We start from the raw sequence: 21,562 nt of genomic DNA on the forward strand, positions 1-21,562 counted from the left end.
TCAAACAGGAAGCAGGCAAGAGGCATTTCATGCGCAGAGTCGTTGTAACCGGTCTGGGATTGGTCACTCCGTTGGCCAGCGGGGTCGAGGAAACCTGGTCGCGGCTGCTGGACGGAGAATCCGGTGCGGGCCCGATCACTCAGTTCGACGCTGAGGCAAGCGGGGTCACCACGACCTATGCCTGCGAAGTGCCGCGCGGAGACGGCACCAACGGGACGTTCAACCCCGACGATTGGATGCCGCCGAAAGAGCAGCGCAAGATCGAAGACTTTATCCTGTATTCCATCGCGGCGGCCGACATGGCCTGTGCGGATGCGGGCTGGACGCCCGAGGACGAAGATGCGCGCCTGCGCACCGGCGTTCTGATCGGCTCTGGTATCGGTGGCCTTGGGTCCATCGCGGATACAGCCAACCTGATCCGCGACAAAGGCCCGCGTCGCGTGTCGCCCTTCTTTATCCCCGGTGCGCTGATCAACCTGGCCTCGGGGCAGGTCTCGATCCGTCACGGTTTCAAAGGTCCGAACCACTCAGTAGTAACGGCTTGTTCGACTGGTGCGCATGCGATTGGTGATGCCAGCCGCATCATCCGTGCAGGCGACGCTGACGTGATGGTTGCAGGTGGTGGCGAAGGCTGCATCTGCGAAATCGGTATCGCGGGCTTCAACGCGTGCAAAGCGCTATCGACCAAGTATGCCGACGATCCGAAGAAAGCCAGCCGTCCCTATGACATCGACCGTGATGGGTTCGTCATGGGTGAGGGTGCAGGCATCGTTATTCTGGAAGAATACGAACACGCCAAGGCACGCGGCGCCAAGATTTATGCTGAGGTGCTGGGCTATGGCATGTCCGGCGACGCTTATCACATCACAGCACCGTCTGAGGATGGCGACGGGGCTGAACGTTCGATGAAAGCCGCACTGCGCAGCGCCGGGCTAGAGCCGAAAGATCTGGACTACATCAACGCGCATGGCACCTCGACTATGGCGGATACGATTGAGCTGGGTGCGGTAGAGCGGCTGCTGGGTGAGCACGCCAGCAACGCCACAATGACCTCGACCAAATCGGCCACTGGCCACCTGCTGGGCGCTGCTGGCGCGATCGAGGCGATCTTCTCGATCCTCGCGATCCGTGATCAGGTGGCTCCGCCGACGATCAACCTGGACAACCCGGCGGTTGAGACACCGATTGATCTGGCCCCGAACGCAAAGCGTGAGCGTGAGATCAACGTGGCCTTGTCGAACTCTTTTGGGTTCGGTGGTACCAACGCCAGCGTGATCTTCGGAAAGGTCAGCTAAATGTGGCGGGCTTTGGCATCGAATGCGCTGACCATCCTGGTGGTCAGCCTGTTCCTGATCGGCGGTCTGATCCTTTGGGGACAGTCGCAATACAAGGCCGAGGGCCCGCTGCAAGCTGCCATGTGCCTGCAGGTCAAAAGCGGGTCGAACATGACCCGCGTCAGCCAGCAGCTTGAAGATGAGGGCGCCATCAGCAGCGCCATGATTTTCCGGATGGGTGCGGATTACACCGACAAGGCCCAGCAACTGAAAGCGGGTAGCTTTCTGGTTCGCGAGGGCGCGTCGATGGAGCAGATCATCGACGAGATCACCAGCAGCGGTGCCAGCACTTGTGGGTCCGAGATTGAGTATCGCATCGGCGTGACACGCGTTCAGACCCGCGTACGCGAACTGGACCCGGCCACGCTGGACTTTGTCGAGATTGCAAGTTTCGAGGCCGGCGAAGAAGAAGCCCCCGCTGAATACGCTGAAAAGCGTCAGGATTCCGACACGCGCTATCGCGTCTCGGTTGCCGAGGGCGTGACCTCGTGGCAGGTGGTTGAGGCACTGAAGGGCATCGACGCGCTGACCGGTGAGGTGTCTGAGGTCCCGGCCGAGGGTATGCTGGCCCCCGACAGTTATGAGCTGGCCCCGGGCGATGATCGGGCCGCCGTGCTGCAGGACATGCAGGAAAAGCAACAGTTGCGGATCAACGCGGTCTGGGAAAACCGGCAGGATGACTTGCCGATCAGCAGCCCCGAAGAGATGCTGATCCTGGCTTCGATCATCGAGAAAGAAACCGGTGTTCCGCACGAACGCGGGCAAGTCGCCAGCGTTTTCGTGAACCGGCTTGAAAAGGGCATGAAGCTGCAGACGGACCCGACCGTCATTTACGGCGTCACCAAGGGCCAAGGCGTGCTGGGTCGTGGTCTGCGCCGAAGTGAGCTTCGCCGGGCAACGCCATGGAACACTTACGTAATCGACGGCCTGCCGCCGACACCGATTGCCAACCCGGGGCTGGCGAGCCTTGAGGCCGCTGTGGCACCGGAAGACACCGATTATGTCTTCTTTGTAGCGGATGGAACAGGCGGTCACGCTTTTGCGGAAACTCTGGACGAGCACAACCGCAATGTAGCCAAATGGCGAGAGATCGAAGCCGAGAGAAACAGCTCGAGCAACTAAGAAAAGGGCCGCGTCGTGAAACGCGGCCCTTTCTCTTTTATGCGGCGGGGCGTCGGCGTGGACGGCGGCGTTTGGACGGCGCGGGTTTCGACGCTTCATTTGCCCCGTGTGGTCGACGACCCCGGAACCCGCCACGCTTGCGCGGCTTCTTGGGCTCGGCGAACTCGGGCATTGTGCCGCTGGCGACCGGGATTTCGATCTTCATCAGTTTTTGGATCTGACGCAGCTGATCCAGTTCATCCGGTGCGCAGAACGCGATGCCTTCACCCTCACGTCCCGCGCGGGCGGTGCGGCCGATGCGGTGCACATAGTTGTCGGGCACTTCGGGCAAGTCATAGTTGATCACGTAGGCAACGCCGGGAATATCAATCCCCCGCGCGGCGACATCTGTGGCAACCAGCACGTTGACCTCTCCGGCGCGGAACGCCTTGATCGCGCGGTCGCGCTGCCCCTGGCTTTTGTTGCCATGGATCGAGGCGGCATTGAACCCGTCTGCCACCAGACCTTTCATCAGTTTCTCTGCCCCGTGCTTGGTGCGGGCAAAGACCAGCGTCAGGGCGTCCATATCCGCTGAAAGAACCTCGCGCAGCTTCCGTGGTTTTTCAGCCCTGTCGAGGAAATGAACAGACTGCGTGATCTTGTCTGCAGCCTTGCCGGGAGGCGAGACCTGCACCCGCTGCGGATTGGTCAGATAGGACTGGCTGAGTTCCTCCATCAGTTTCGGCATCGTCGCCGAAAACAGCATAGTCTGACGCGGCGTGCCCAGGGCGGGCTCGATTTTGCGCAAGGCGTGGATAAAGCCCATGTCTAGCATCTGGTCGGCCTCATCCAGCACCAGATGGCGGACTGTGCTGAGGTCAACAGCGCCACGCTCCATCAGGTCGATCAGGCGACCCGGCGTGGCGACCAGAATATCGGTGCCGCGCGACAGGAACGAGATTTGCTTGCCTATGGATTGCCCGCCGACCACTGTGGCCACACGCAACTTCGTCTTTTTGGTCAGATTGCGCAGGCTCTCGGCGATTTGGTTTACCAACTCGCGCGTAGGGGCAAGGATCAGGGCCTTGACCGTTTTGGGGGCCGGTTTGCCGGGTTGCGCCAACAGGTGATCGATCAGCGGCAGGCCGAAGGCCAGCGTCTTGCCGGTGCCGGTCTGGGCCAGCCCAAGGATGTCGTGGCCCTGTAGGGCCAGCGGGATCGCCTGATTCTGGATCGGCGTAGGTTGCGTAAAGTTTGCGCGTTGCAGCGCGTCATTCAGGGCCGGGGCAAGACCCAGCATGTCGAAGTCGAACAAGTATCATTCCTTTTTGATCCGGGACGGCTTTCCGCACCGGACAAGAGCGTTGGGCCACGCCAACAGCGCGACCGGCAGGGTTTCTGCGAAGCCTCGAGGCATACAGGCGAGTCCTGTACGTCCGGCCGTCGCATCAAGAACCCTGCGTGAAGGGGAACTAGGAGATGTGTAGTGCGCTGTGGGGGCCGTTACGGCCAGATGCTCACGCTTCAGCGCTGTCTTGGGGGCACATGCTGGTTTAGTGTGGGAATGTCAAGGGTTGGTCTGAAATGTGGAGGTAGGCTCGACCGCTTCCGTCCGGGGTTGGTTGCCGAAATTCAGAATACCGTACGCTGCGTAACTTTGAAACTCCGGAGAGGATTCCGCTTTAAAATCCCTATAGAACTACCAAATTTCAGAGACATTGGTTCATCATGGGCAAACTATCAAAAGGAATTCCTGCAATGAATGCAAAGATACTTGGGGCCTCCGTCTTGTCTGTGGCACTTGCCGCGTCTTCAGCAATCGCGTGTTCTCGGATCGTCTATGAAACGGCAGATGGATCCTTCCTTACAGGGCGAACGCTTGATTGGTTTGAAGATACCGCAACAGATCTTTGGGCTTTTCCGCGCGGGATGGAGCGTAGTGGCGGTGCCGGTGAAAACTCAATCAAGTGGACTTCCAAATACGGGTCGGTCGTTGCGACCATCTATGATGGTGCAACTGTTGATGGAATGAACGATGCCGGGTTGGTTGGCAACGCACTCTATCTTGCCGAAGCTGATTACGGCACCGAGACTTCCGGGGATAAGCCACGCTTGTCTGTTGGCGGATGGCTGCAATACTTCCTGGACAACTTCGCAACTGTCGAAGAGGCCGTGGCGGCAATGGAACAGGACCCGTTTGTGATTGTGGCTCCGATGCTGCCAAGCGGGCATGAAGCAGGCGGGCATGTGGCGCTATCTGACGCGTCCGGCGACAGTGCAATTTTTGAATATCTTGACGGCGAGCTGGTCATCCATCATGGCCGCGAGTTTACGGTTATGACGAACTCTCCGACCTTTGATGAACAACTTGCCATCACGACCTATTGGGACGAAGTCAATGGCCTCTCGTTTTTGCCGGGGACGCATCGGTCTTCCGACAGGTTTGCGCGGTTGAGCTGGAACCTGAATGCTGTACCGTCTTTCGAAGACAGGAACGACGCAACGGCGGCAGTGTTTTCTCTGGTTCGCTCAATTTCCGTGCCATATGGAGTGACTGATCCCGAGCGTCCAAACATTGCGTCAACAACCTGGCGCACGGTCGCCGACCATGAACTGGGGCGGTATTATTACGAGAGCGTGTTTAGCCCGACGCTGTTTTGGGTGGATATCGAAAACCTTGATCTCTCGGACGGAGCATCAACGCTGAAGTTGGAGCTGGGAGAAAAGCCTATCCTTGCCGGTGAGGTCTCAGCCAGCTTTGAAGTTTCCGAACCATTTCGCTTTCTTGGTGATGCGTAAGGTGGTTTTCCTAGGGCGCGATTACTGACGGCACTGTCCAACCCGCACGGGGGCTTTTAACAATCTCCGTGCGTTACCCGTTGCGTCCGTGTTGCGTGAAGTCTTGACTTTACGAACTTATTCTCGTATAAGTTGTGTCATGCTAGAAGAAATGGGCAACGGCCCCGGGGAAACCCGGTGGCCGTTTTTCGTTTCTCTCGTGCGGAAAAACTCACGCATGAGGTCACAGGCAAACATGACTTTGATTACCCCGGAAGAGCGGATGTCCCAGACGGCGGAACTTTTGCAGTCGCTTGAGACATCCATTCGCGGTTTGCGCCAGGCAGCGGAAGAACTGCGCATGCAAATCGGAACCGGGGAGGATGCAGACCTGGCTGGTACGGCCAAACAATTCGGGCAGTTAGAGGGGCTGATCCGAAGTTGCCAGAAAGTGGAGACAAGCTTTGTCGAACAACATCACAGACAAGCCGGAATTGCCCAAGGGGGGTATGCGCTCGACCTTGAGCGTGCTCGATTTGAAATCGGGTGCAGGCTGGCTCGCCTCCGCACCTGCTGCGGTTCGGGATCGATTTCTGAGTGAGATCGGGGAGGGGGGGCTGTGTGCCCTCCCTTTCCTTTTCGAGTTCTGGGCGCTTCCGCATCAGTTGCCGCCTCAGGGAGATTGGCGGTCTTGGGTAATTATGGGCGGGCGCGGGGCCGGTAAGACGCGGGCCGGGTCCGAATGGGTGCGGTCGATGGTTGAGGGTGCAAAGCCGATGGACCGGGGAGAAGCCTGTCGCGTGGCTTTGGTTGGTGAGACTTTTGATCAGGTGCGCGATGTGATGATTTTTGGCGACAGCGGGATATTGCACTGTTCGCCACCGGATCGGCGACCGCAGTGGAAAGCATCGGAACGCAAGCTGATCTGGCCCAACGGGGCCGAGGCGCAGGCGTTCTCGGCGCATGATCCCGAGGGGTTGCGGGGGCCGCAATTCGATGCGGCCTGGGTGGATGAACTGGCCAAGTGGAAAAAGGCCGAAGAGACCTGGGACATGCTGCAATTCGCGTTGCGCCTGGGCGAGCGACCGCGGGTCTGTGTGACCACGACGCCGCGTAATGTGAAGGTTCTTAAGGAGCTGCTGGCGTCTCCGTCAACCGTGCAGACCCACGCGCCGACCGAGGCGAACCGGGCCAATCTGGCGGATTCCTTCTTGGCAGAGGTGCGCGCGCGCTATGCGGGCACGCGGCTGGGACGGCAGGAACTGGACGGTGTTTTGCTCTCAGATGCCGAGGGCGCGATGTGGACAGGTTCGATGCTGGACGCGGCGCGGGTTGTGGCCGTGCCGGAAATGGACCGTATCGTGGTGGCGCTGGACCCAGCGGTGACGGCGGGATCGAATGCGGATGCCTGCGGGATCGTGGTTGTTGGTGCACAACTGCAGGGGTCGCCCGAGGAGTGGCGCGCCTATGTGCTGGCCGATCGGACAGTGCAGGGCGTCGGCCCGGCGGGTTGGGCGCAGGCGGCGATTGCCGCGATGGATGAATTCAGGGGTGAACGGCTGGTGGCCGAGGTCAATCAGGGCGGGCAACTGGTGGAAGAGGTTGTGCGGCAGGTGGACCCTCTGGTCCCGTTCCGCGCGGTGCGGGCGTCTCGTGGAAAGGTGGCGCGGGCTGAGCCTGTGGCGGCGTTGTACGAGCAGGGACGGGTGAGCCATGTGGCGGGGCTGGACGCGCTGGAGGAACAGATGTGCCAGATGACGGCGCGCGGGTTCGAAGGACAGGGCTCGCCCGACCGGGTCGATGCGCTGGTCTGGGCGCTGCATGAGTTGGTTGTGGGACCTGCGGGGGCGTATCGGCGGCCTAGGGTAAGAGCGTTGTGAAATAGAAATTTATTTGAGTTACCCGGAACTATAGCACAACCGTTGAAGATCAGTTCAGAAATAGCTGTTAGTTTGTAGTTTAGATGTATCTCGTTCACGCTTTATCTATACACTGTAAGTGTTTAACCAAAAGTTGTCCATCGTTAGGCGGTTTCGCAAGGAAGAATTCAAATGACTGATTTTTTATAACTCTCGAGGCCACGCAACTTGTTTCGTGGTGGATAGGCAGTGGGTTTACCTGTGGAATGGTAAACCTGTTGGCTGGGTTGCGGATGGAAAGGTCTATTCTTACAGAGGTACGTTGCTGGGTTGGTGGCAGAACGGTTGGCTCTATGATCGGTCGAACCGCCCTTGCTTCTTTAGTTCTGATGCTACCGGAGGTCCCGCCAAGCCTGCTAGGGCTGCACGGCCAGCAAAGGGTGCGCGAGGAGCAAGACCCGCTCGGGAAGCTCGCCAGGCAACTCCAGCGCGACCAGCGAGAAGCGTGACATGGTCTAGTTTTGGCGGTGAAGATTACTTCCTTCAATAGAGGTCGTGCAAAACGCGCTTGGGAATTGACATCGCTCGACCATACCCGTTGCCCAACCCCCGCACGCCCCATTCCCGAGGCTTAAACTTCTTTCCGTCATAACTCCTTTCAATAAGCCGGGCAGAGCGGCGGTAGAAAGGAGCACAGATGGTATTCGATTTCTTGCGTCGTGGATCGGCTGAGGCAGCGCCCGAGGCGAAGGCGAGCGCGGCGGGGCCTGTGGTGGCGTGGCAGACGGGCGGGCGCGTGGCGTGGAGCCCTCGGGATGCGGTGTCGCTGACGCGGACGGGATTTTCGGGGAACCCGGTGGGGTTTCGCTCGGTAAAGCTGATTGCCGAGGCGGCGGCGGCGTTGCCTTTGGTGCTGCAGGATCAGGCGCAGCGGTTTGATGTGCATCCGATCCTGTCGTTGATGCGCCGTCCGAATGCGGCGCAGGGACGGGCAGAGTTGATGGAGGCGCTGTTCGGGCAGTTGCTGCTGTCGGGCAATGCGTATGTTGAGGCGGTTCAAGCCGAGGAAGGCCTGCCGGTTGAGCTGCATGTGTTGCGATCCGATAGGATGAGCGTGGTACCGGGGGCGGATGGCTGGCCCAGGGCTTACGATTACGCGGTGGGTGGCAAGAAGCACCGGTTTGCGGCGGAAAATATCTGTCATATCAAATCGTTTCACCCTCAGGATGATCATTACGGATTTTCACCGATGCAGGCAGCGGCGATGGCGATTGATGTGCATAACAGCGCGTCTCGGTGGTCGAAATCGCTGCTGGACAATGCGGCGCGGCCCTCGGGGGCGCTGGTGTGGAAGGGTGATGGCCACGGGGTGATGGCCGAGGATCAGTTCCGGCGTCTGTCCGATGAGATTGAGCAGAACTATCGCGGGGCGCGGAATGCTGGTCGCCCGATGGTTCTGGAAGGGGGGCTGGATTGGAAGCCGATGGGCTTTTCTCCCTCGGACATGGAGTTTCAAAAGACCAAGGAAGCCGCTGCCCGCGAAATCGCGTTGGCCTTCGGGGTGCCGCCGATGCTGCTGGGAATACAAGGCGACGCGACCTATTCGAACTATCAGGAGGCCAACCGGGCGTTCTATCGCCTGACCGTGCTGCCCCTGGTGACGCGGGTGGCGGCGGCGGTGTCGGAATGGCTGACAGGTTTCACAAACGAGGATCTGTTGCTGAAACCCGATCTGGATCAGGTGCCGGCGCTTTCGGCGGAACGCGATGCCCAGTGGGCGCGGGTCAATGGGGCCGATTTCCTGACCGATGCCGAGAAGCGCGCGCTTCTGGGGCTGCCGGAGCGAGCGGATGTCTGAGGGGTATCCCCCGTTTGATTGCGCGCCGGGCCTGCGTCTGGCCGCGCATGAAAGGGTGGCCGAGATCCAGCATGCGCATCTGTGCAAACGGTTGGATCAGATCGAAGAGATGATGGAGCGGCTGGAGCGGCGGTTGTGGCTGACGGTCTACGGTGTGGCGGCGGTGATCCTGGCGCAGGCCTTTCAGTCATTCCTTGTGGTGACGCCGTAATGTCAGTGGGTTACATGGAGAAGTTCATGGATTTAGAGCATAAATTCGCACGGTTCGGAAACCGGTTGTCAGTCACGGACGATGCGATGATTGAGGGCTATGCCAGTCTGTTCGGGCAGGTCGATCAGGGCAGCGATGTGGTGCAGCGAGGGGCGTATCAGGCCTCGCTTGCGGAGCTCAAGGCCGCGGGTCAGCGGGTAAAGATGCTGTGGCAGCACGACCCGGCGCAGCCCATTGGCGTCTGGGGTGAGGTGCGCGAGGACGACAAGGGCCTGTGGGTCAAGGGGCGTCTGTTGGAAAGCACTCAGAAAGGCCGTGAGGCGGCGGAATTGATCCGTGCAGGCGCGATGGATGGCCTGTCGATTGGCTATCGCACCAAGCGAGCCGTGAAGAACGACAAGGGCCAGCGGGTCCTTACCGAACTGGAGCTGTGGGAGGTGTCCTTGGTGACGTTCCCGATGCTGCCCAGTGCGCGGGTGGCGGCGAAGGGGGCGGATCCTGACGCTGATGAGACCCTGCGTAGTATTGCCGTGGTGTTCAGTGACGCCCGGCAGGAGCTGGCGCGGATCTAGCGCGCCTCAAACCCATCCAAAAACAGGACATGCTGATGAGCAAGACCGAAACCCCGGCCTTGACCGGAGAGGGTGCGCCCGTGGTTCAGGAGGTGAAGCAGGCGATGGCTGGCTTCGTAAATGAATTCAAGGGCCTCAAGGCCGAAGTTAAAACCCAACTGCAACAGACAGAAGAGCGACTGACCATGCTGGATCGTAAATCAACCATCGCGGCGCGTCCGCACCTTGCGGCCTCGATCGAAGATGGCGCACCACATCAGAAGGCATTTGATGCCTATGTGCGTTCGGGCGAAGATGACGGCCTGCGCGGGCTTGAGATGGAGTCGAAATCGCTGTCGAGCGCAGTCAACAGCGATGGCGGGTATCTGGTCGATCCGCAAACCGCCGAGATCATCAAATCGGTTCTGAAATCCACTGCCTCGATCCGCTCGATTGCGTCGGTGGTGAATGTCGAGGCGAACTCGTTCGACGTGCTGATCGACCACACCGATGTCGGCGCAGGCTGGGCCGATGAGACCGCGGCCGCGACCGAAACCGCGACCCCGTCGATCGACCGCATCTCGATTGCGCTGCACGAGCTGAGCGCCCTTCCCAAAGCCTCGCAGCGTCTGCTGGATGACAGCGCGTTTGACGTCGAGGGCTGGCTGGCAGGTCGCATCGCCGACAAGTTCGCCCGCGCCGAGGCGGCTGCGTTCATCTCGGGCGACGGCGCTGACAAGCCGAAGGGCATTCTGGACCACACCAAGGTCGACAATGATGTCTGGGCCTGGGGCAACATCGGCTATGTACCCACCGGCATCGACGGTGGTGTCGAGGCGGATGCGATTGTCGACGTAGTCTATGCGCTGGGCGCCCAGTACCGCGTGAACGGCACTTTCGTGATGAACTTGAAAACCGCCGGTCTGATCCGCAAGCTGAAGGACAGCGATGGCCGCTTCCTGTGGTCGGACGGTCTGGCCGCGGGTGAGCCTGCGCGCCTGATGGGTTATCCGGTGCTGATCGCCGAAGACATGCCGGATGCGGCGTCCGACAGCTTCTCGATTGCCTTTGGAGACTTCCAGGCCGGGTACACCATCGCCGAACGTCCCGACCTGCGCGTCCTGCGCGACCCGTTCAGCGCCAAGCCGCATGTCCTGTTCTACGCAACCAAGCGCGTTGGCGGCGACGTGAGCGACTTTGCCGCGATCAAGCTGGTGAAATTCGGCACCGCCTAAGCGGTGGCGGATCCGAGGGGCCGGGCAACCGGCCCTTCGGGCGGCGGGTACGGGCCGGGGTGAGATCCCCTGCGTTGTCTAGCTGCTCCCCTCCGTCCGAGCAACGTGGGGCGGCGCGTGCCCGCCAATTTCCTGAAGTGACGACCCCCGGAGGGGGCCGAGATTGCGGAGTGAATGGATGATGTTGATCGAAGAAACCGCCATCGCGGATGCGGCGCTGCCGGTGGATCAGTTCAAGGCGCACCTACGGCTGGGCACGAGCTTTGCCGAGGGCAATGTGCAGGACGAGGTGCTGAAAAGCTTTCTGCGGGCCGCCATTGCGGCGATTGAAGCGCGCACCGGCAAAGTTCTGATTGAACGCGGTTTTTCGTGGAGCCTGAACGGATGGCGGGATCAGACGGCCGAGGTTCTTCCGGTGGCTCCGGTGGCGTCGATTGACGCGGTGACCGTGACGGATGCGGCGGGTGATGAAAACGTCGTAGATGCGGATGCCTACAGGTTGGAACAAGACAGCCAGCGCCCCCGGTTGCGCCCGGCGGGTTCAAACCTGCCGACAATTTCCACGGGCGGAGCGGTGAAGATCGCATTCACCGCAGGCATGTCCTCTGATTGGGGCGGTTTGCCCGCCGACCTGGGACAGGCAGTGCTGCTGTTGGCGGCGCATTACTACGAATATCGCGATGAAACGGCGCTGGGCGCTGGATGTATGCCTTTTGGCGTAACCAGTCTGATCCAACGCTACCGCACTGTGCGTTTCGGCGCGGGAGTAGCGCAATGAAGACGCCGCGATTGAACCGAAAGCTGGTGCTCGAGGCGCCGGTGCGCAGCGCCGATGGTGCGGGCGGATACACCGAGACCTGGCAGGCATTGGGAACGGTCTGGGCCGAGCTCACCGCGCGCAGCGGGTCCGAGCGGCAGGTGGCCGGAGTTCCCGTCTCGCGCGTTGGCTACCGCATCGTGGTGCGCGGCGCGCCGGAAGGATCGGCTATGCGCCCTTCGCCGGATCAGCGATTTGCGGAAGGCACACGGCGTTTTGTCATTCGCGCCGTCGCCGAGCGCGACCCGCGTGGCCAGTATCTGACCTGTTTCGCAGATGAAGAGGTGGCGGCATGAGCTATGGCGTTTCAGCCGCTTTGCAGGCGGCCTTGTATCAGCAACTTTCCGGCGATGCGCAGGTCAGCACACTTTCCGGTGGCGCCATCTATGACGCGGTTCCCACCGGGTCGGTGCCCCACACCTATGTGACGCTGGGCCCGGAGGAGGTGCAGGACGCCTCGGACCGGACGGGCGCGGGTGCTGTGCATCGGTTCACCGTGTCGGTGATGTCCGAGGCCGCCGGGTTCGGTGCCGCCAAGACCCTGGCCGGGGCGGTGTGTGACGCGCTTGAGGGCGCCGCGCTGACCTTGGATCGGGGGCGCCTGGTGGGCCTGTGGTTCGAACGCGCCTCGGCCCGGCGTACGGGAACCGGCGGCGCTGTCCGTCAGATCGACCTGAGATTCCGCGCCCGCGTGGAAGACGACTAAGCAACAAACGGAGAGAGCATATGGCTGCCCAGAACGGAAAAGACCTGTTGGTCAAAGTGGATATGAACGGCTCGGGCCTGTTCGAGACCATCGCGGGGCTGCGGGCTACGCGGGTCAGTTTCAACGCGGAAAGCGTGGATGTCACCAGCCTTGAAAGCCAGGGTGGCTGGCGCGAGCTGCTGTCGGGGGCAGGGGTGAAATCCGCTGCGATCTCGGGCTCGGGGGTGTTCAAGGACGCGGATACCGATGAACGCGCGCGACAGCTGTTCTTTGATGGTGAGACGCCGAATTTTCAGGTGATCATTCCCGATTTCGGCATCGTCGAGGGCGCGTTCCAGGTGACGGGCATTGAGTATGCGGGCTCGCACAATGGCGAGGCGACCTATGAGATGAGCCTGGCCAGCGCCGGTGCTCTGGCCTTTACGGCGCTGTAATCCGATGGCCAATCCGTGGACGGGCGAGGTGGCTTTGACCATCGATGGGGAGCGGCGGGTGCTCAAGCTGACGCTGGGCGCTTTGGCGGAATTGGAACAGGAGCTGGGCACCGGGTCTTTGGTGGAACTGGTGCAGCGGTTCGAGGGTGGCGCCTATTCCAGTGGCGATGTGCTGGCACTGATCGTGGCGGGTCTGCGGGGCGGTGGGGCCGATGTGAACCGCACGGACCTGCTAAGCGCCGAGATCGAGGGCGGACCGATGGCCGGGGCCAAGGCAGCGGCTGAGCTGCTGGCGCGGGCCTTCATGGTGCCGGAGCAGTGAGCGGGTTCGACTGGCCCGCCCTGATGCGAGCCGGGTTTGTCGGGCTGCGTCTGACGCCGGATCAGTTCTGGCACCTGACCCCGGCCGAGCTGCGGCTGATGCTGGGGCAGGAGGCGGGGATGCCGTCGATGAACCGCGCGGGACTGGACGCCCTGCTGGCGGCCTACCCGGACAAGAAACAAGGAGAGCGTGATGACGGATCGTGACGGGTTAGACGACCTGCAGGAACGGGGCGAGGCGCTGGGTGACTCGCTGGGGGATGCGGCGTCGATGGCCGCGGCTTTTGACAACCAGATGAAGCGGATCAGCGCGGCCTTTGAAGAGACCGGCAAGGATGTCGCCACATTGGAGCGCGGCATGTCCGGCGGGTTGCGGAAGGCGTTTGACGGAGTGGTGCTGGACGGGATGAACCTGTCGGATGCGTTGGATGTTCTGAAGAACTCGATGATTCGGACAGCCTATTCGGCCGCGATCCGGCCGGTAACAGATCATTTCGGCGGGATGCTGGCCAATGCAGTTGGAGGTCTGGTGCAGGGTGTTCTGCCCTTTGCCGATGGCGGCAGCTTTTCTCAGGGGCGGGTGATGCCTTTCGCCAATGGCGGCGTGATCAGCGGGCCAACCACCTTCCCGATGCGGGGCGGAACCGGGTTGATGGGTGAGGCCGGGCCCGAGGCAATCATGCCCCTAGCGCGTGGCCCGGACGGCAAACTGGGCGTGCGCACCTCGGGCGGTGGGCGTGCGGTGAACGTGGTGATGAACATCACAACCCCCGACGTTCAAGGGTTCCGGCGTAGCCAGGGCCAGATCGCCGCCCAGATGAGCCGCGCCTTGGGCCGCGGCAATCGCAACAGGTAATACGAGGGAGCAGGTCATGAATTTCCACGAAGTCAGATTTCCCGCCAGTCTGAGCTTTGGCTCGGTCGGCGGCCCCGAACGGCGCACCGATATTGTAACGCTGGCCAATGGGTTCGAAGAGCGAAACACGCCCTGGGCGCATTCCCGGCGCCGCTATGATGCCGGGCTGGGGATGCGGTCGCTCGATGATATCGAAATGCTAGTGTCATTTTTCGAGGCGCGTCAGGGTCAGATGTTTGGCTTTCGCTGGAAAGATTGGGCGGACTACAAATCGGGGGCGGCAACGGCTGATGTGGCCCAAGACGATCAGGTGATTGCCCGCGGTGATGGAACGACAACCGAGTTTCAACTGGTCAAGACCTACAGTTCCGGCGGTTTCAGCTATGTCCGCCCGATCGTCAAACCTGTGCTCGGCACGGTCAAGATCGGCCTCGAGCAGGACCAGATGCGCGAAGGTGTCGATTTCGACGTAGACCTCGCCACCGGCAAGATCGTGTTTTCCGCCCCGCCGCCCGAGCAGGTGGAGATCACCGCCGGGTTCGAGTTCGACGTTCCGGTCCGGTTCGACACCGACAGGATTCAGACTAGCGTGGCCAGCTTTCAGGCGGGTGACGTCCCCAATGTTCCGGTGGTCGAGGTGCGTGTCTGATGAGCGGCGACAAGCAAGGGCTGCAGACCTATCTGCAAAGCGGGCTGACCACGACCTGCCGGTGCTGGTTGATCCGGCGTTCCGACGGGCAGGAATATGGCTTTACCGACCATGACATGGAATTGAGTTTTGACGGCATGACCTTCAAGGCTAGCACTGGCCTGACGGCCTCGGCAATCGAGCAGGCGACGGGGTTGTCCATCGATAATTCCGAGGCCATGGGCGCCCTGTCCGACGCCGCAGTCACGGAAGAAGATATCGAATCTGGTCGGTTTGATGGTGCCGAGGTGCGGGCATGGTTGGTCAACTGGGCCGCGCTTGAGCAACGGGTGCTGCAATTCAGAGGCTCGATCGGAGAGATGCGCCGCGCGGGCGGCGCGTTTCACGCCGAACTGCGGGGGCTTACGGATTTGCTGAACCAGCCAATGGGCAGGATTTATCAAAAACCCTGCACCGCGGTTCTTGGAGACGGTGCCTGCAAATTTGACCTCAACACATCGGGTTTCTGGGCTGAAGCCGAAGTCGTGAGTTTGATCGCCGGCAGTGCCCTGCAGCTGAAGGGCGCCAGCGGATGGGACACGGGCTGGTTCAAACGCGGCAGGTTGGACGTTGTGTCAGGACAGGCAGCCGGGCTTTGGGACGCGATCAAACAGGATGAGCAGGTCGCAGGCGGGCGCAGTGTTTCACTTTGGTCCGGGATCACCGGAGGTCTGGCTGTCGGAGATCGGGTCAGGCTAACGGCCGGATGCGACAAGCGCATGTCTACCTGCCGTTTGAAATTCAATAACGTGATGAACTTCCAAGGCTTTCCTGATCTTCCGGGGGAGGACTGGATGATGGCGGTGCCAAAACAAGGCAACCCGAATACCGGGGGAAGCAGACGATGAATGCGCGCAGGCAAGCTATTGTGGATGAGGCGCGCAGTTGGCTGGGGACCCCGTATGTGCACCAGGCGTCGGTTAAGGCGGCAGGCACGGATTGTCTGGGCTTGCTGCGAGGTGTGTGGCGCGCGCAGCTTGGGCGTGAGCCCGAGGCCGTACCCACCTACAGCATGGACTGGTCCGAACCTCAGGGAGAGGAACGCATGTGGGCTGCAGCCCGCCGCCATCTGATCGAAAAGGACCCCAACGATGCGGTTGCCGGTGACGTCCTGCTGTTTCGGATGCGCGATGGGCGTGTTGCCAAGCATGTCGGCATCGTCAGCGCCACGGGGGCCGTTCCACGGTTCATACACGCCTACTCCGGTTACGGCGTTGTCGAAAACACGCTGAGCGACCCTTGGCGCCGCCGGGTGGTCGCCTGTTTTGAATTCCCGCTGGAGGATAAGTGAATGGCTACAATAGTTTTGTCCGCAGCAGGGGCCGCGATTGGCGGCGCGATTGGTGGCACCGTTGCAGGGCTTTCAACGGCAGTTATTGGCCGTGCCGTGGGGGCAACGATGGGCCGGGTCATCGATCAGAGGTTGATGAGTCAATCAGTCATGGGGGGCGGCAGCGAAGTTGTTGAAACCGGACGCCTGGACCGGTTTCGTCTGACGGAAACCGGGGAAGGCGCCCCCGTCGCAACGGTTTTCGGACGTATGCGGGTGGGTGGTCAGGTTATCTGGGCGTCGGATTTTCTGGAAACCAGAAGCACAAGCACGACCACGCAATCCGACGGCGGAGGCGGCAAGGGTTCTCCCAAAGCGCCCGAGGTTACAACGACCACGCACAGCTATAGTTATTCGATTTCTCTGGCCATCGCAGTGGGCTCCGGTCAGATTTCGGATGTCCCGCGTATTTGGGCCGACGGAGAAGAGCTGGAGCGGGCAAGCCTGAACATGCGCATCTATCCCGGGGATGAATACCAACTCCCCGACCCTCTGATCGAGGCCATTGAAGGCCCGGGCAATGTTCCGGCCTATCGAGGTACGGCATACGTGGTGATCGAAGACCTGCAGCTGGCGTCCTTCGGCAACCGGGTGCCGCAGTTTTCGTTCGAGGTCGTGCGGCAGGAGCAACCGGGATTGCCGGACACACCGGACGCATTGTCGAAAATGATCAGGGGCGTTGCGCTTATGCCGGGCACCGGCGAATACGCTCTGGCCAGCGAACAGATCAACTATACCAAGGGCAGGGGGCAAAGCTGGGCCGCGAATGTCAATTCTGCCTCGGGGACGCCGGATTTGGTAACGGCCACCCGATCCCTGCAAACAGAGCTGGGGTCCTGCGATGCGGCCTCGTTGATCGTGTCGTGGTTCGGGGATGATCTGAGGTGCGGAACCTGTCAGCTGCAGCCGAAGGTTCTGCACAAGGACATCGAAGGCGAGAACATGCCGTGGCACGTGGCTGGGGTGTATCGCAACTCTGCCCAGCAGGTTCGGCACAAGGATGGTCTGCCTGTCTATGGCGCGACACCCGCCGATCAGTCGGTAGTGCAGGCGATCCGACACCTGAAGGCCTCGGGCAAGCGCGTCATGTTCTATCCGTTCATTCTGATGGACCAGCTTGAGGGCAACGGTTTGCCCGACCCCTGGTCTGATGGCGACAACCAGCCGCATCTGCCGTGGCGTGGCCGGATCACGTTGAGCGAGGCTCCGGGGCGTGCCGGGTCACCGGACCAGACAGCCGCCGCAGACGCGCAGGTCGTTGCGTTCTTCGGATCCGCGCAGGCCAGCGATTTTTCCGTCGGTGACGGAGTGGTGTCCTATACCGGACCACAGGAATGGGGCTTGCGCCGCTTCATCCTGCACTACGCGGCCTTGTGCAAAGCTGCTGGTGGTGTGGACTCTTTCTGTATCTCATCCGAAATGCGTGGCCTGACACAGATCCGCGGCGCGTCCGGCTTCCCGGCCGTGGCGCAATTGCGCGCGCTTGCTGCAGAGGTGCGCGCGATTTTGGGGGCGGAGACCAAGATCGGCTATGCGGCGGATTGGAGTGAATATTTCGGCTATCAACCCAATGATGGCTCGGGCGACCGCTATTTCCATCTTGATCCGTTGTGGGCCGATGAGAACATCGATTTCGTCGGTATCGACAACTATATGCCACTGTCCGACTGGCGTGACGGAGTGGATCATCTGGATGCCTTGGCCGGGGCCGACGCGATCTATGACCTTGATTACCTGCGCGGCAATATCGAAGGCGGCGAGGGTTATGACTGGTACTACGCCTCACCGGAAGAGGCCGAAGCTCAGATCAGGGCGCCGATCACGGACGAGGATCACGATGAGCCGTGGATCTGGCGCTACAAGGATCTGCGCAATTGGTGGTCAAACCGGCACCATGAGCGCATCAGTGGTGTTCGGCAAGAAAACCCGACGGATTGGGTGCCCGGGTCCAAACCGATCTGGTTCACGGAACTTGGTTGCGCCGCTATCGACAAGGGGTCCAACCAGCCGAACAAGTTTCTTGATCCCAAATCTTCAGAATCCAGCCTGCCGAAATACTCCAACGGCCTGCGCGACGATTTCATGCAGGTGCAATACCTGAAGGCGATGCTGGGCTATTGGTCCGATCCGGCGATCAACCCGGTTTCGGACAAATATGGCGGACCGATGGTGGACATGGCGAACGCTTATGTCTGGGCTTGGGACGCACGCCCTTTCCCCACCTTTCCCAACCTGCGCAGCCAGTGGAGCGACGGAGTGAATTACCCTCGTGGTCATTGGCTGAACGGGCGTTCGGGAACGCGGACATTGGCCTCGGTTGTTACGGAAATCTGCCACAGGGCCGGGGTAACCGATATCGATGTATCGCGCCTATATGGCGTGGTGCGGGGATATGCGATCGAAGACGTATCCACTGCGCGTGCCGCGCTGCAACCGTTGATGCTGCGCTATGGTTTCGACGCGATCGAACGGGACGGAGTTTTGCTGTTCCAGATGCGCGATGGTCGCAGGGCAATTGAGCTGGACACCGATCTTTTGGCCGACAGCGCGGACATTGAAGGTCATGTCGAATATCGCCGAGAGGCCGAGGCCGAATTAACGGGTCGTGTGCGCCTGCGTTTTGTGCAGTCGGATGCCGACCATGACGTCGTGTCAGAAGAGGCCGTCCTGCCGGATACACGCACTCATTCCGTGTCGGTGAATGAGGTGCCCTTGTCGATGACGCGCGCCGAAGGTCGCCAGACGGCCGAACGCTGGCTGAGTGAAGCGCGGGTTTCGCGCGAGACAGCCCGGTTTGCGTTGCCGCCGTCGATGCTGCATCTCGGAGCGGGCGACGTCGTCACTCTGGCCAAAGATGGGCAGGGTGCACGATACCGGATCGACCGTCTGGAACAGGCCGATCTGCAATTGGCCGAGGCGGTGCGGATCGAACCCGGCGTCTACGCGCCGTCCGATCTGCCCGATGATGTGGTGACCGCAAAACCCTTTGTCGCGCCGACTCCCGTCTTGCCCGTGTTCATGGACTTGCCGCTGATCACCGGATCGGAAGCACCGCACGCCCCTTATCTGGCGGCTTCGGCCAATCCTTGGCCCGGCAGTGTCGCCGTCTACTCGGCGGCCAGTGACGAGGATTATGCGTTGCAAGAGGTCATCTCGGGGCAGGCCGTTATCGGGTTCACCGAAACGCCGCTTAGCCGGGCCAGTGCAGGTATCTGGGACGAAGGTGCGCCGCTGCGGGTCAAACTGGTCGACGGTTTGCTGGAATCGCGCCCGCGCGATGCGCTGCTGAACGGTGCCAATCTGGCGGCCATCGGGGATGGGACGCCGAGCAACTGGGAGGTTTTCCAGTTCGCCGACGCCACCCTGCAGGAAGCAGGCATCTATACCTTGTCCGGGCGTTTGCGCGGCCAGTTGGGGACAGATGCAATGATGCCCGATACCTGGCCCGAAGGGTCGATGTTCGTTTTGCTGGATCAGCGGGTCTATCAAACAAGCCTGTTGCGATCCGAGCGGCGGGTGAGCAAACACTATCGCATCGGCCCGGCGACGCGGGGTTATGACGACCCGTCTTTCGTCCACCTTGTCGAAGCCTTCGATGGTAACGGATTGCGCCCTTATGCACCGGTACATCTCAGGGCGGCTCCCTCGGCCACAGGCGACCAGTTGTCATGGATACGCCGCACCCGGTTGGACGGGGACGATTGGGCCGGTTTGGATGTGCCGCTGGCGGAAGAAAGCGAATCCTACCTTGTTCAAATTCGCGTCAACGGCATGTTGGCCCGGGAACAGGTTGTGAACGAGCCGAGCTGGTTCTATTCCGCCGCGGCACAAGCGGCGGATGGGGCCAGCGGGGCCTATGAGGTACGGGTGGCTCAGGCCTCGGCCAGCTACGGGCCGGGTCTGTCCGCCAGCCTATCAGTCGGGTAAGCCGCGACATGCGTCCTGTTTTACACGGAGATGTCAGCGCTGCGGCGCGGGCCTTGCTGGCCGCGTCGCCGGTGGACCGCAATCGCCTCTGCACCCGTATGATCCACGAAGCGGATCTGGCCGACAGACATGTCGGCCAGACCGGGCGGCTTCATCCATTATTCGGCAATGGATCATTGATGGCAGCGGCGCGCAACAGGCGGCTGGCGGATGAACCGGGTTTTGACGACCCGCAGTATTGCCAGTGTTTTGAGATGGTTCTGCGCCATCTGATCCGGTTTCAGATCAACCGGATGCACAGCTGACGCATCTGGTGGCGGCGAGGTCTAGGTTCAGACGATCTTTGGGGATCTCGTCGCCGCAATCCTCGCAATAGCCGAACTCCCCTCCCTCAATGCGGATCAGCGCGGCCTGCAAGCGCCGCGTCTCGATATCCCGGTTGGCCTGCTGTGCCTTGGCCATCGCCTGATTCTGCAAAGCATCCATCCTGCTGAGGCGCCCAACGGCCTGCTGATCCAACTCGACTATGGCCTGCGCATCTTTTTCTGAGGCCGAATGATCTGCAATCTCGGCCAATCGTGCCTGAATCCTTGCAGTAAAGTCTGCCAGTTCGGTGTCATTCATTTTCGTTACCCTGCAGATCACGGGTTTGCGTTTGGTGTTTTTACAACTAAATGGCATTCTAGGCGCAGCAAAGGATCAAAAACCATGTTGGAAAAGCGCAGTCACGTGAGGCCGGTTGACCCGGTCTGGACCCGTATCACCACCGAAGCTCAGGCAGCGGTCGAGAGCGAACCACTGATGGGTGGTCTGGTGCATGCTTGTGTCCTGCACCATCGCAGCCTTGAACGGGCCTTGTCGTATCGAATCTCAGCCAAGCTGTGTTCAAACGAAATGTCGATGATGGTGCTGCGCGAAATCGTGGATGAGGCCTATGCGGATGACCCGTCGCTGATCGAAGCGGCGCGTGCGGACCTGATGGCCGTCTATGAGCGCGACCCGGCGTGCCACCGTCTGTTGCAGCCGATCCTGTACTTCAAAGGGTATCAGGCGATGCAGGCCTATCGTGTGGCGCATTGGCTGTGGAATAAAGGTCGCCATGATCTGGCGTATTTCTTCCAGATGCGCTCATCCGAGATTTTCGGGATTGATATTCACCCCGCTGCCCGTATCGGCAAGGGCATCATGATCGACCACGCTCATTCCATCGTAATCGGTGAAACGGCTGTGGTGGGCGATAATGTCTCGATGCTGCATTCGGTGACCCTTGGCGGAACCGGTAAGGAAGAAGAACAGCGTCATCCCACGATTGGTGACGGCGTCCTGATCGGGGCCGGGGCCAAGGTTCTGGGCAATATCGAGGTGGGCCATTGCAGCCGCATCGCCGCAGGTTCGGTGGTGCTGCAAGAGGTTCCGGCCTGCACGACTGTTGCCGGTATCCCTGCCAAGATCGTGGGCGAAGCCGGGTGTGATCAGCCGTCGATCTCGATGGATCACATGCTGGGCAAAGACAAGTAAAGCGTTACTAATAAACGAAAAAAGCCGCCTCGGGTCTG

The 21,562-nt window shown here is 60.9% G+C and carries 25 protein-coding genes; 23 read left to right on the plus strand and 2 right to left on the minus strand.

Going from position 1 to position 21,562, the window contains the following annotated elements:
- Positions 1 to 29: 29 nt before the first annotated feature.
- A complete protein-coding gene (gene fabF, locus ACR0KW_RS09960) occupies positions 30 to 1,295 on the plus strand; it encodes a beta-ketoacyl-ACP synthase II (RefSeq protein ID WP_480804837.1) in 1,266 nt (421 codons plus the stop codon).
- Positions 1,296 to 2,456: an endolytic transglycosylase MltG gene (gene mltG, locus ACR0KW_RS09965; protein WP_480804838.1), complete on the plus strand. Its 1,161-nt coding sequence runs from the start codon at positions 1,296 to 1,298 to the stop codon at positions 2,454 to 2,456.
- Positions 2,457 to 2,493: 37 nt separating this feature from the next.
- Here mltG and ACR0KW_RS09970 read toward each other — a convergent pair whose 3' ends face one another.
- A complete protein-coding gene (locus ACR0KW_RS09970; RefSeq protein WP_480804839.1) occupies positions 2,494 to 3,750 on the minus strand; it encodes a DEAD/DEAH box helicase in 1,257 nt (418 codons plus the stop codon).
- 413 nt (positions 3,751 to 4,163) lie between these two features.
- On the opposite strand from ACR0KW_RS09970, the gene ACR0KW_RS09975 reads away from it, so the two are divergent.
- The 20 genes from ACR0KW_RS09975 to ACR0KW_RS10070 all read left to right on the plus strand — a co-directional run bounded on the left by ACR0KW_RS09975 (position 4,164) and on the right by ACR0KW_RS10070 (position 20,311).
- On the plus strand, positions 4,164 to 5,234 hold the full coding sequence (locus ACR0KW_RS09975; protein ID WP_480804840.1) for a linear amide C-N hydrolase: 1,071 nt from the start codon (positions 4,164 to 4,166) through the stop codon (positions 5,232 to 5,234).
- A 235-nt stretch (positions 5,235 to 5,469) separates the two neighbouring features.
- Positions 5,470 to 5,814 carry a hypothetical protein gene (locus ACR0KW_RS09980; RefSeq protein ID WP_480804841.1) on the plus strand — a complete coding sequence of 115 codons (345 nt, stop codon included), beginning with the start codon at positions 5,470 to 5,472 and terminating at the stop codon, positions 5,812 to 5,814.
- Positions 5,723 to 7,093, plus strand: coding sequence for a DNA-packaging protein (locus ACR0KW_RS09985; RefSeq protein ID WP_480804842.1), 1,371 nt, complete (start codon positions 5,723 to 5,725; stop codon positions 7,091 to 7,093). Before ACR0KW_RS09980 ends, ACR0KW_RS09985 begins: the two co-directional genes overlap by 92 nt.
- 178 nt (positions 7,094 to 7,271) lie before the next feature.
- Positions 7,272 to 7,622, plus strand: a complete 351-nt coding sequence (locus ACR0KW_RS09990; protein WP_480805060.1) for a 4-fold beta flower protein — start codon at positions 7,272 to 7,274, stop codon at positions 7,620 to 7,622.
- 147 nt (positions 7,623 to 7,769) lie between these two features.
- A complete protein-coding gene (locus ACR0KW_RS09995; RefSeq protein WP_480804843.1) occupies positions 7,770 to 8,930 on the plus strand; it encodes a phage portal protein in 1,161 nt (386 codons plus the stop codon).
- On the plus strand, positions 8,923 to 9,141 hold the full coding sequence (locus tag ACR0KW_RS10000) for a GTA head formation protein, RCAP_rcc01685 family (RefSeq protein WP_420586776.1): 219 nt from the start codon (positions 8,923 to 8,925) through the stop codon (positions 9,139 to 9,141). Before ACR0KW_RS09995 ends, ACR0KW_RS10000 begins: the two co-directional genes overlap by 8 nt.
- A 26-nt stretch (positions 9,142 to 9,167) precedes the next feature.
- Positions 9,168 to 9,713, plus strand: a complete 546-nt coding sequence (locus tag ACR0KW_RS10005) for an HK97 family phage prohead protease (RefSeq protein ID WP_480804844.1) — start codon at positions 9,168 to 9,170, stop codon at positions 9,711 to 9,713.
- A 35-nt stretch (positions 9,714 to 9,748) separates the two neighbouring features.
- A complete protein-coding gene (locus tag ACR0KW_RS10010; protein ID WP_480804845.1) occupies positions 9,749 to 10,927 on the plus strand; it encodes a phage major capsid protein in 1,179 nt (392 codons plus the stop codon).
- Positions 10,928 to 11,105: 178 nt separating this feature from the next.
- Positions 11,106 to 11,705, plus strand: a complete 600-nt coding sequence (locus ACR0KW_RS10015; protein WP_480804846.1) for a head-tail connector protein — start codon at positions 11,106 to 11,108, stop codon at positions 11,703 to 11,705.
- Positions 11,702 to 12,040, plus strand: a complete 339-nt coding sequence (locus tag ACR0KW_RS10020; RefSeq protein WP_480804847.1) for a phage head closure protein — start codon at positions 11,702 to 11,704, stop codon at positions 12,038 to 12,040. Before ACR0KW_RS10015 ends, ACR0KW_RS10020 begins: the two co-directional genes overlap by 4 nt.
- Complete coding sequence (locus ACR0KW_RS10025; RefSeq protein WP_480804848.1) at positions 12,037 to 12,450, plus strand: DUF3168 domain-containing protein; 414 nt, start codon at positions 12,037 to 12,039, stop codon at positions 12,448 to 12,450. The genes ACR0KW_RS10020 and ACR0KW_RS10025 overlap by 4 nt, the downstream gene beginning before the upstream one ends.
- Positions 12,451 to 12,470: 20 nt before the next feature.
- Positions 12,471 to 12,884, plus strand: coding sequence for a phage major tail protein, TP901-1 family (locus ACR0KW_RS10030; RefSeq protein ID WP_224889277.1), 414 nt, complete (start codon positions 12,471 to 12,473; stop codon positions 12,882 to 12,884).
- 4 nt (positions 12,885 to 12,888) lie between these two features.
- On the plus strand, positions 12,889 to 13,206 hold the full coding sequence (locus ACR0KW_RS10035) for a gene transfer agent family protein (protein WP_480804849.1): 318 nt from the start codon (positions 12,889 to 12,891) through the stop codon (positions 13,204 to 13,206).
- Positions 13,203 to 13,412, plus strand: coding sequence for a rcc01693 family protein (locus tag ACR0KW_RS10040; RefSeq protein ID WP_480804850.1), 210 nt, complete (start codon positions 13,203 to 13,205; stop codon positions 13,410 to 13,412). Before ACR0KW_RS10035 ends, ACR0KW_RS10040 begins: the two co-directional genes overlap by 4 nt.
- Positions 13,399 to 14,061, plus strand: coding sequence for a phage tail tape measure protein (locus tag ACR0KW_RS10045; RefSeq protein WP_480804851.1), 663 nt, complete (start codon positions 13,399 to 13,401; stop codon positions 14,059 to 14,061). The genes ACR0KW_RS10040 and ACR0KW_RS10045 overlap by 14 nt, the downstream gene beginning before the upstream one ends.
- A 16-nt stretch (positions 14,062 to 14,077) precedes the next feature.
- Positions 14,078 to 14,710, plus strand: a complete 633-nt coding sequence (locus ACR0KW_RS10050; protein ID WP_480804852.1) for a phage distal tail protein, Rcc01695 family — start codon at positions 14,078 to 14,080, stop codon at positions 14,708 to 14,710.
- Positions 14,710 to 15,597: a DUF2163 domain-containing protein gene (locus ACR0KW_RS10055; protein ID WP_480804853.1), complete on the plus strand. Its 888-nt coding sequence runs from the start codon at positions 14,710 to 14,712 to the stop codon at positions 15,595 to 15,597. Before ACR0KW_RS10050 ends, ACR0KW_RS10055 begins: the two co-directional genes overlap by 1 nt.
- Positions 15,594 to 16,040, plus strand: a complete 447-nt coding sequence (locus ACR0KW_RS10060; protein WP_480804854.1) for an NlpC/P60 family protein — start codon at positions 15,594 to 15,596, stop codon at positions 16,038 to 16,040. The genes ACR0KW_RS10055 and ACR0KW_RS10060 overlap by 4 nt, the downstream gene beginning before the upstream one ends.
- Positions 16,041 to 20,006 carry a baseplate multidomain protein megatron gene (locus ACR0KW_RS10065; protein WP_480804855.1) on the plus strand — a complete coding sequence of 1,322 codons (3,966 nt, stop codon included), beginning with the start codon at positions 16,041 to 16,043 and terminating at the stop codon, positions 20,004 to 20,006.
- An 8-nt stretch (positions 20,007 to 20,014) separates the two neighbouring features.
- Entirely contained in the window at positions 20,015 to 20,311 is a 297-nt protein-coding gene (locus ACR0KW_RS10070; protein ID WP_480804856.1) for a DUF7742 family protein, read from the plus strand.
- On the opposite strand, the gene ACR0KW_RS10075 is transcribed toward ACR0KW_RS10070, so the two are convergent.
- Positions 20,292 to 20,630: a TraR/DksA family transcriptional regulator gene (locus ACR0KW_RS10075; RefSeq protein WP_480804857.1), complete on the minus strand. Its 339-nt coding sequence runs from the start codon at positions 20,628 to 20,630 to the stop codon at positions 20,292 to 20,294. The genes ACR0KW_RS10070 and ACR0KW_RS10075 overlap by 20 nt on opposite strands.
- An 84-nt stretch (positions 20,631 to 20,714) precedes the next feature.
- On the opposite strand from ACR0KW_RS10075, the gene cysE reads away from it, so the two are divergent.
- Positions 20,715 to 21,524, plus strand: coding sequence for a serine O-acetyltransferase (cysE, locus tag ACR0KW_RS10080; RefSeq protein WP_170325280.1), 810 nt, complete (start codon positions 20,715 to 20,717; stop codon positions 21,522 to 21,524).
- Positions 21,525 to 21,562: the final 38 nt, after the last annotated feature.

Source organism: Ruegeria sp. CG11 (assembly GCF_056537245.1).

What these genes read in the sequence shown, in the direction of transcription:
- ACR0KW_RS10060 (WP_480804854.1), top strand. Translation starts at nt 15,594, where the DNA reads ATGAATGCGCGCAGGCAAGCTATTGTGGATGAGGCGCGCAGTTGGCTG.
- ACR0KW_RS10045 (WP_480804851.1), top strand. Translation starts at nt 13,399, where the DNA reads ATGACGGATCGTGACGGGTTAGACGACCTGCAGGAACGGGGCGAGGCG.
- cysE (WP_170325280.1), top strand. Translation starts at nt 20,715, where the DNA reads ATGTTGGAAAAGCGCAGTCACGTGAGGCCGGTTGACCCGGTCTGGACC.
- mltG (WP_480804838.1), top strand. Translation starts at nt 1,296, where the DNA reads ATGTGGCGGGCTTTGGCATCGAATGCGCTGACCATCCTGGTGGTCAGC.
- ACR0KW_RS10055 (WP_480804853.1), top strand. Translation starts at nt 14,710, where the DNA reads ATGAGCGGCGACAAGCAAGGGCTGCAGACCTATCTGCAAAGCGGGCTG.
- ACR0KW_RS09975 (WP_480804840.1), top strand. Translation starts at nt 4,164, where the DNA reads ATGGGCAAACTATCAAAAGGAATTCCTGCAATGAATGCAAAGATACTT.
- ACR0KW_RS10000 (WP_420586776.1), top strand. Translation starts at nt 8,923, where the DNA reads ATGTCTGAGGGGTATCCCCCGTTTGATTGCGCGCCGGGCCTGCGTCTG.
- ACR0KW_RS10015 (WP_480804846.1), top strand. Translation starts at nt 11,106, where the DNA reads ATGATGTTGATCGAAGAAACCGCCATCGCGGATGCGGCGCTGCCGGTG.
- ACR0KW_RS10070 (WP_480804856.1), top strand. Translation starts at nt 20,015, where the DNA reads ATGCGTCCTGTTTTACACGGAGATGTCAGCGCTGCGGCGCGGGCCTTG.
- fabF (WP_480804837.1), top strand. Translation starts at nt 30, where the DNA reads ATGCGCAGAGTCGTTGTAACCGGTCTGGGATTGGTCACTCCGTTGGCC.
- ACR0KW_RS10005 (WP_480804844.1), top strand. Translation starts at nt 9,168, where the DNA reads ATGGATTTAGAGCATAAATTCGCACGGTTCGGAAACCGGTTGTCAGTC.
- ACR0KW_RS10025 (WP_480804848.1), top strand. Translation starts at nt 12,037, where the DNA reads ATGAGCTATGGCGTTTCAGCCGCTTTGCAGGCGGCCTTGTATCAGCAA.
- ACR0KW_RS10065 (WP_480804855.1), top strand. Translation starts at nt 16,041, where the DNA reads ATGGCTACAATAGTTTTGTCCGCAGCAGGGGCCGCGATTGGCGGCGCG.
- ACR0KW_RS10010 (WP_480804845.1), top strand. Translation starts at nt 9,749, where the DNA reads ATGAGCAAGACCGAAACCCCGGCCTTGACCGGAGAGGGTGCGCCCGTG.
- ACR0KW_RS09985 (WP_480804842.1), top strand. Translation starts at nt 5,723, where the DNA reads ATGCGCTCGACCTTGAGCGTGCTCGATTTGAAATCGGGTGCAGGCTGG.
- ACR0KW_RS09995 (WP_480804843.1), top strand. Translation starts at nt 7,770, where the DNA reads ATGGTATTCGATTTCTTGCGTCGTGGATCGGCTGAGGCAGCGCCCGAG.
- ACR0KW_RS10035 (WP_480804849.1), top strand. Translation starts at nt 12,889, where the DNA reads ATGGCCAATCCGTGGACGGGCGAGGTGGCTTTGACCATCGATGGGGAG.
- ACR0KW_RS10020 (WP_480804847.1), top strand. Translation starts at nt 11,702, where the DNA reads ATGAAGACGCCGCGATTGAACCGAAAGCTGGTGCTCGAGGCGCCGGTG.
- ACR0KW_RS10050 (WP_480804852.1), top strand. Translation starts at nt 14,078, where the DNA reads ATGAATTTCCACGAAGTCAGATTTCCCGCCAGTCTGAGCTTTGGCTCG.
- ACR0KW_RS10075 (WP_480804857.1), bottom strand. Translation starts at nt 20,630, where the DNA reads ATGAATGACACCGAACTGGCAGACTTTACTGCAAGGATTCAGGCACGA.
- ACR0KW_RS09980 (WP_480804841.1), top strand. Translation starts at nt 5,470, where the DNA reads ATGACTTTGATTACCCCGGAAGAGCGGATGTCCCAGACGGCGGAACTT.
- ACR0KW_RS10030 (WP_224889277.1), top strand. Translation starts at nt 12,471, where the DNA reads ATGGCTGCCCAGAACGGAAAAGACCTGTTGGTCAAAGTGGATATGAAC.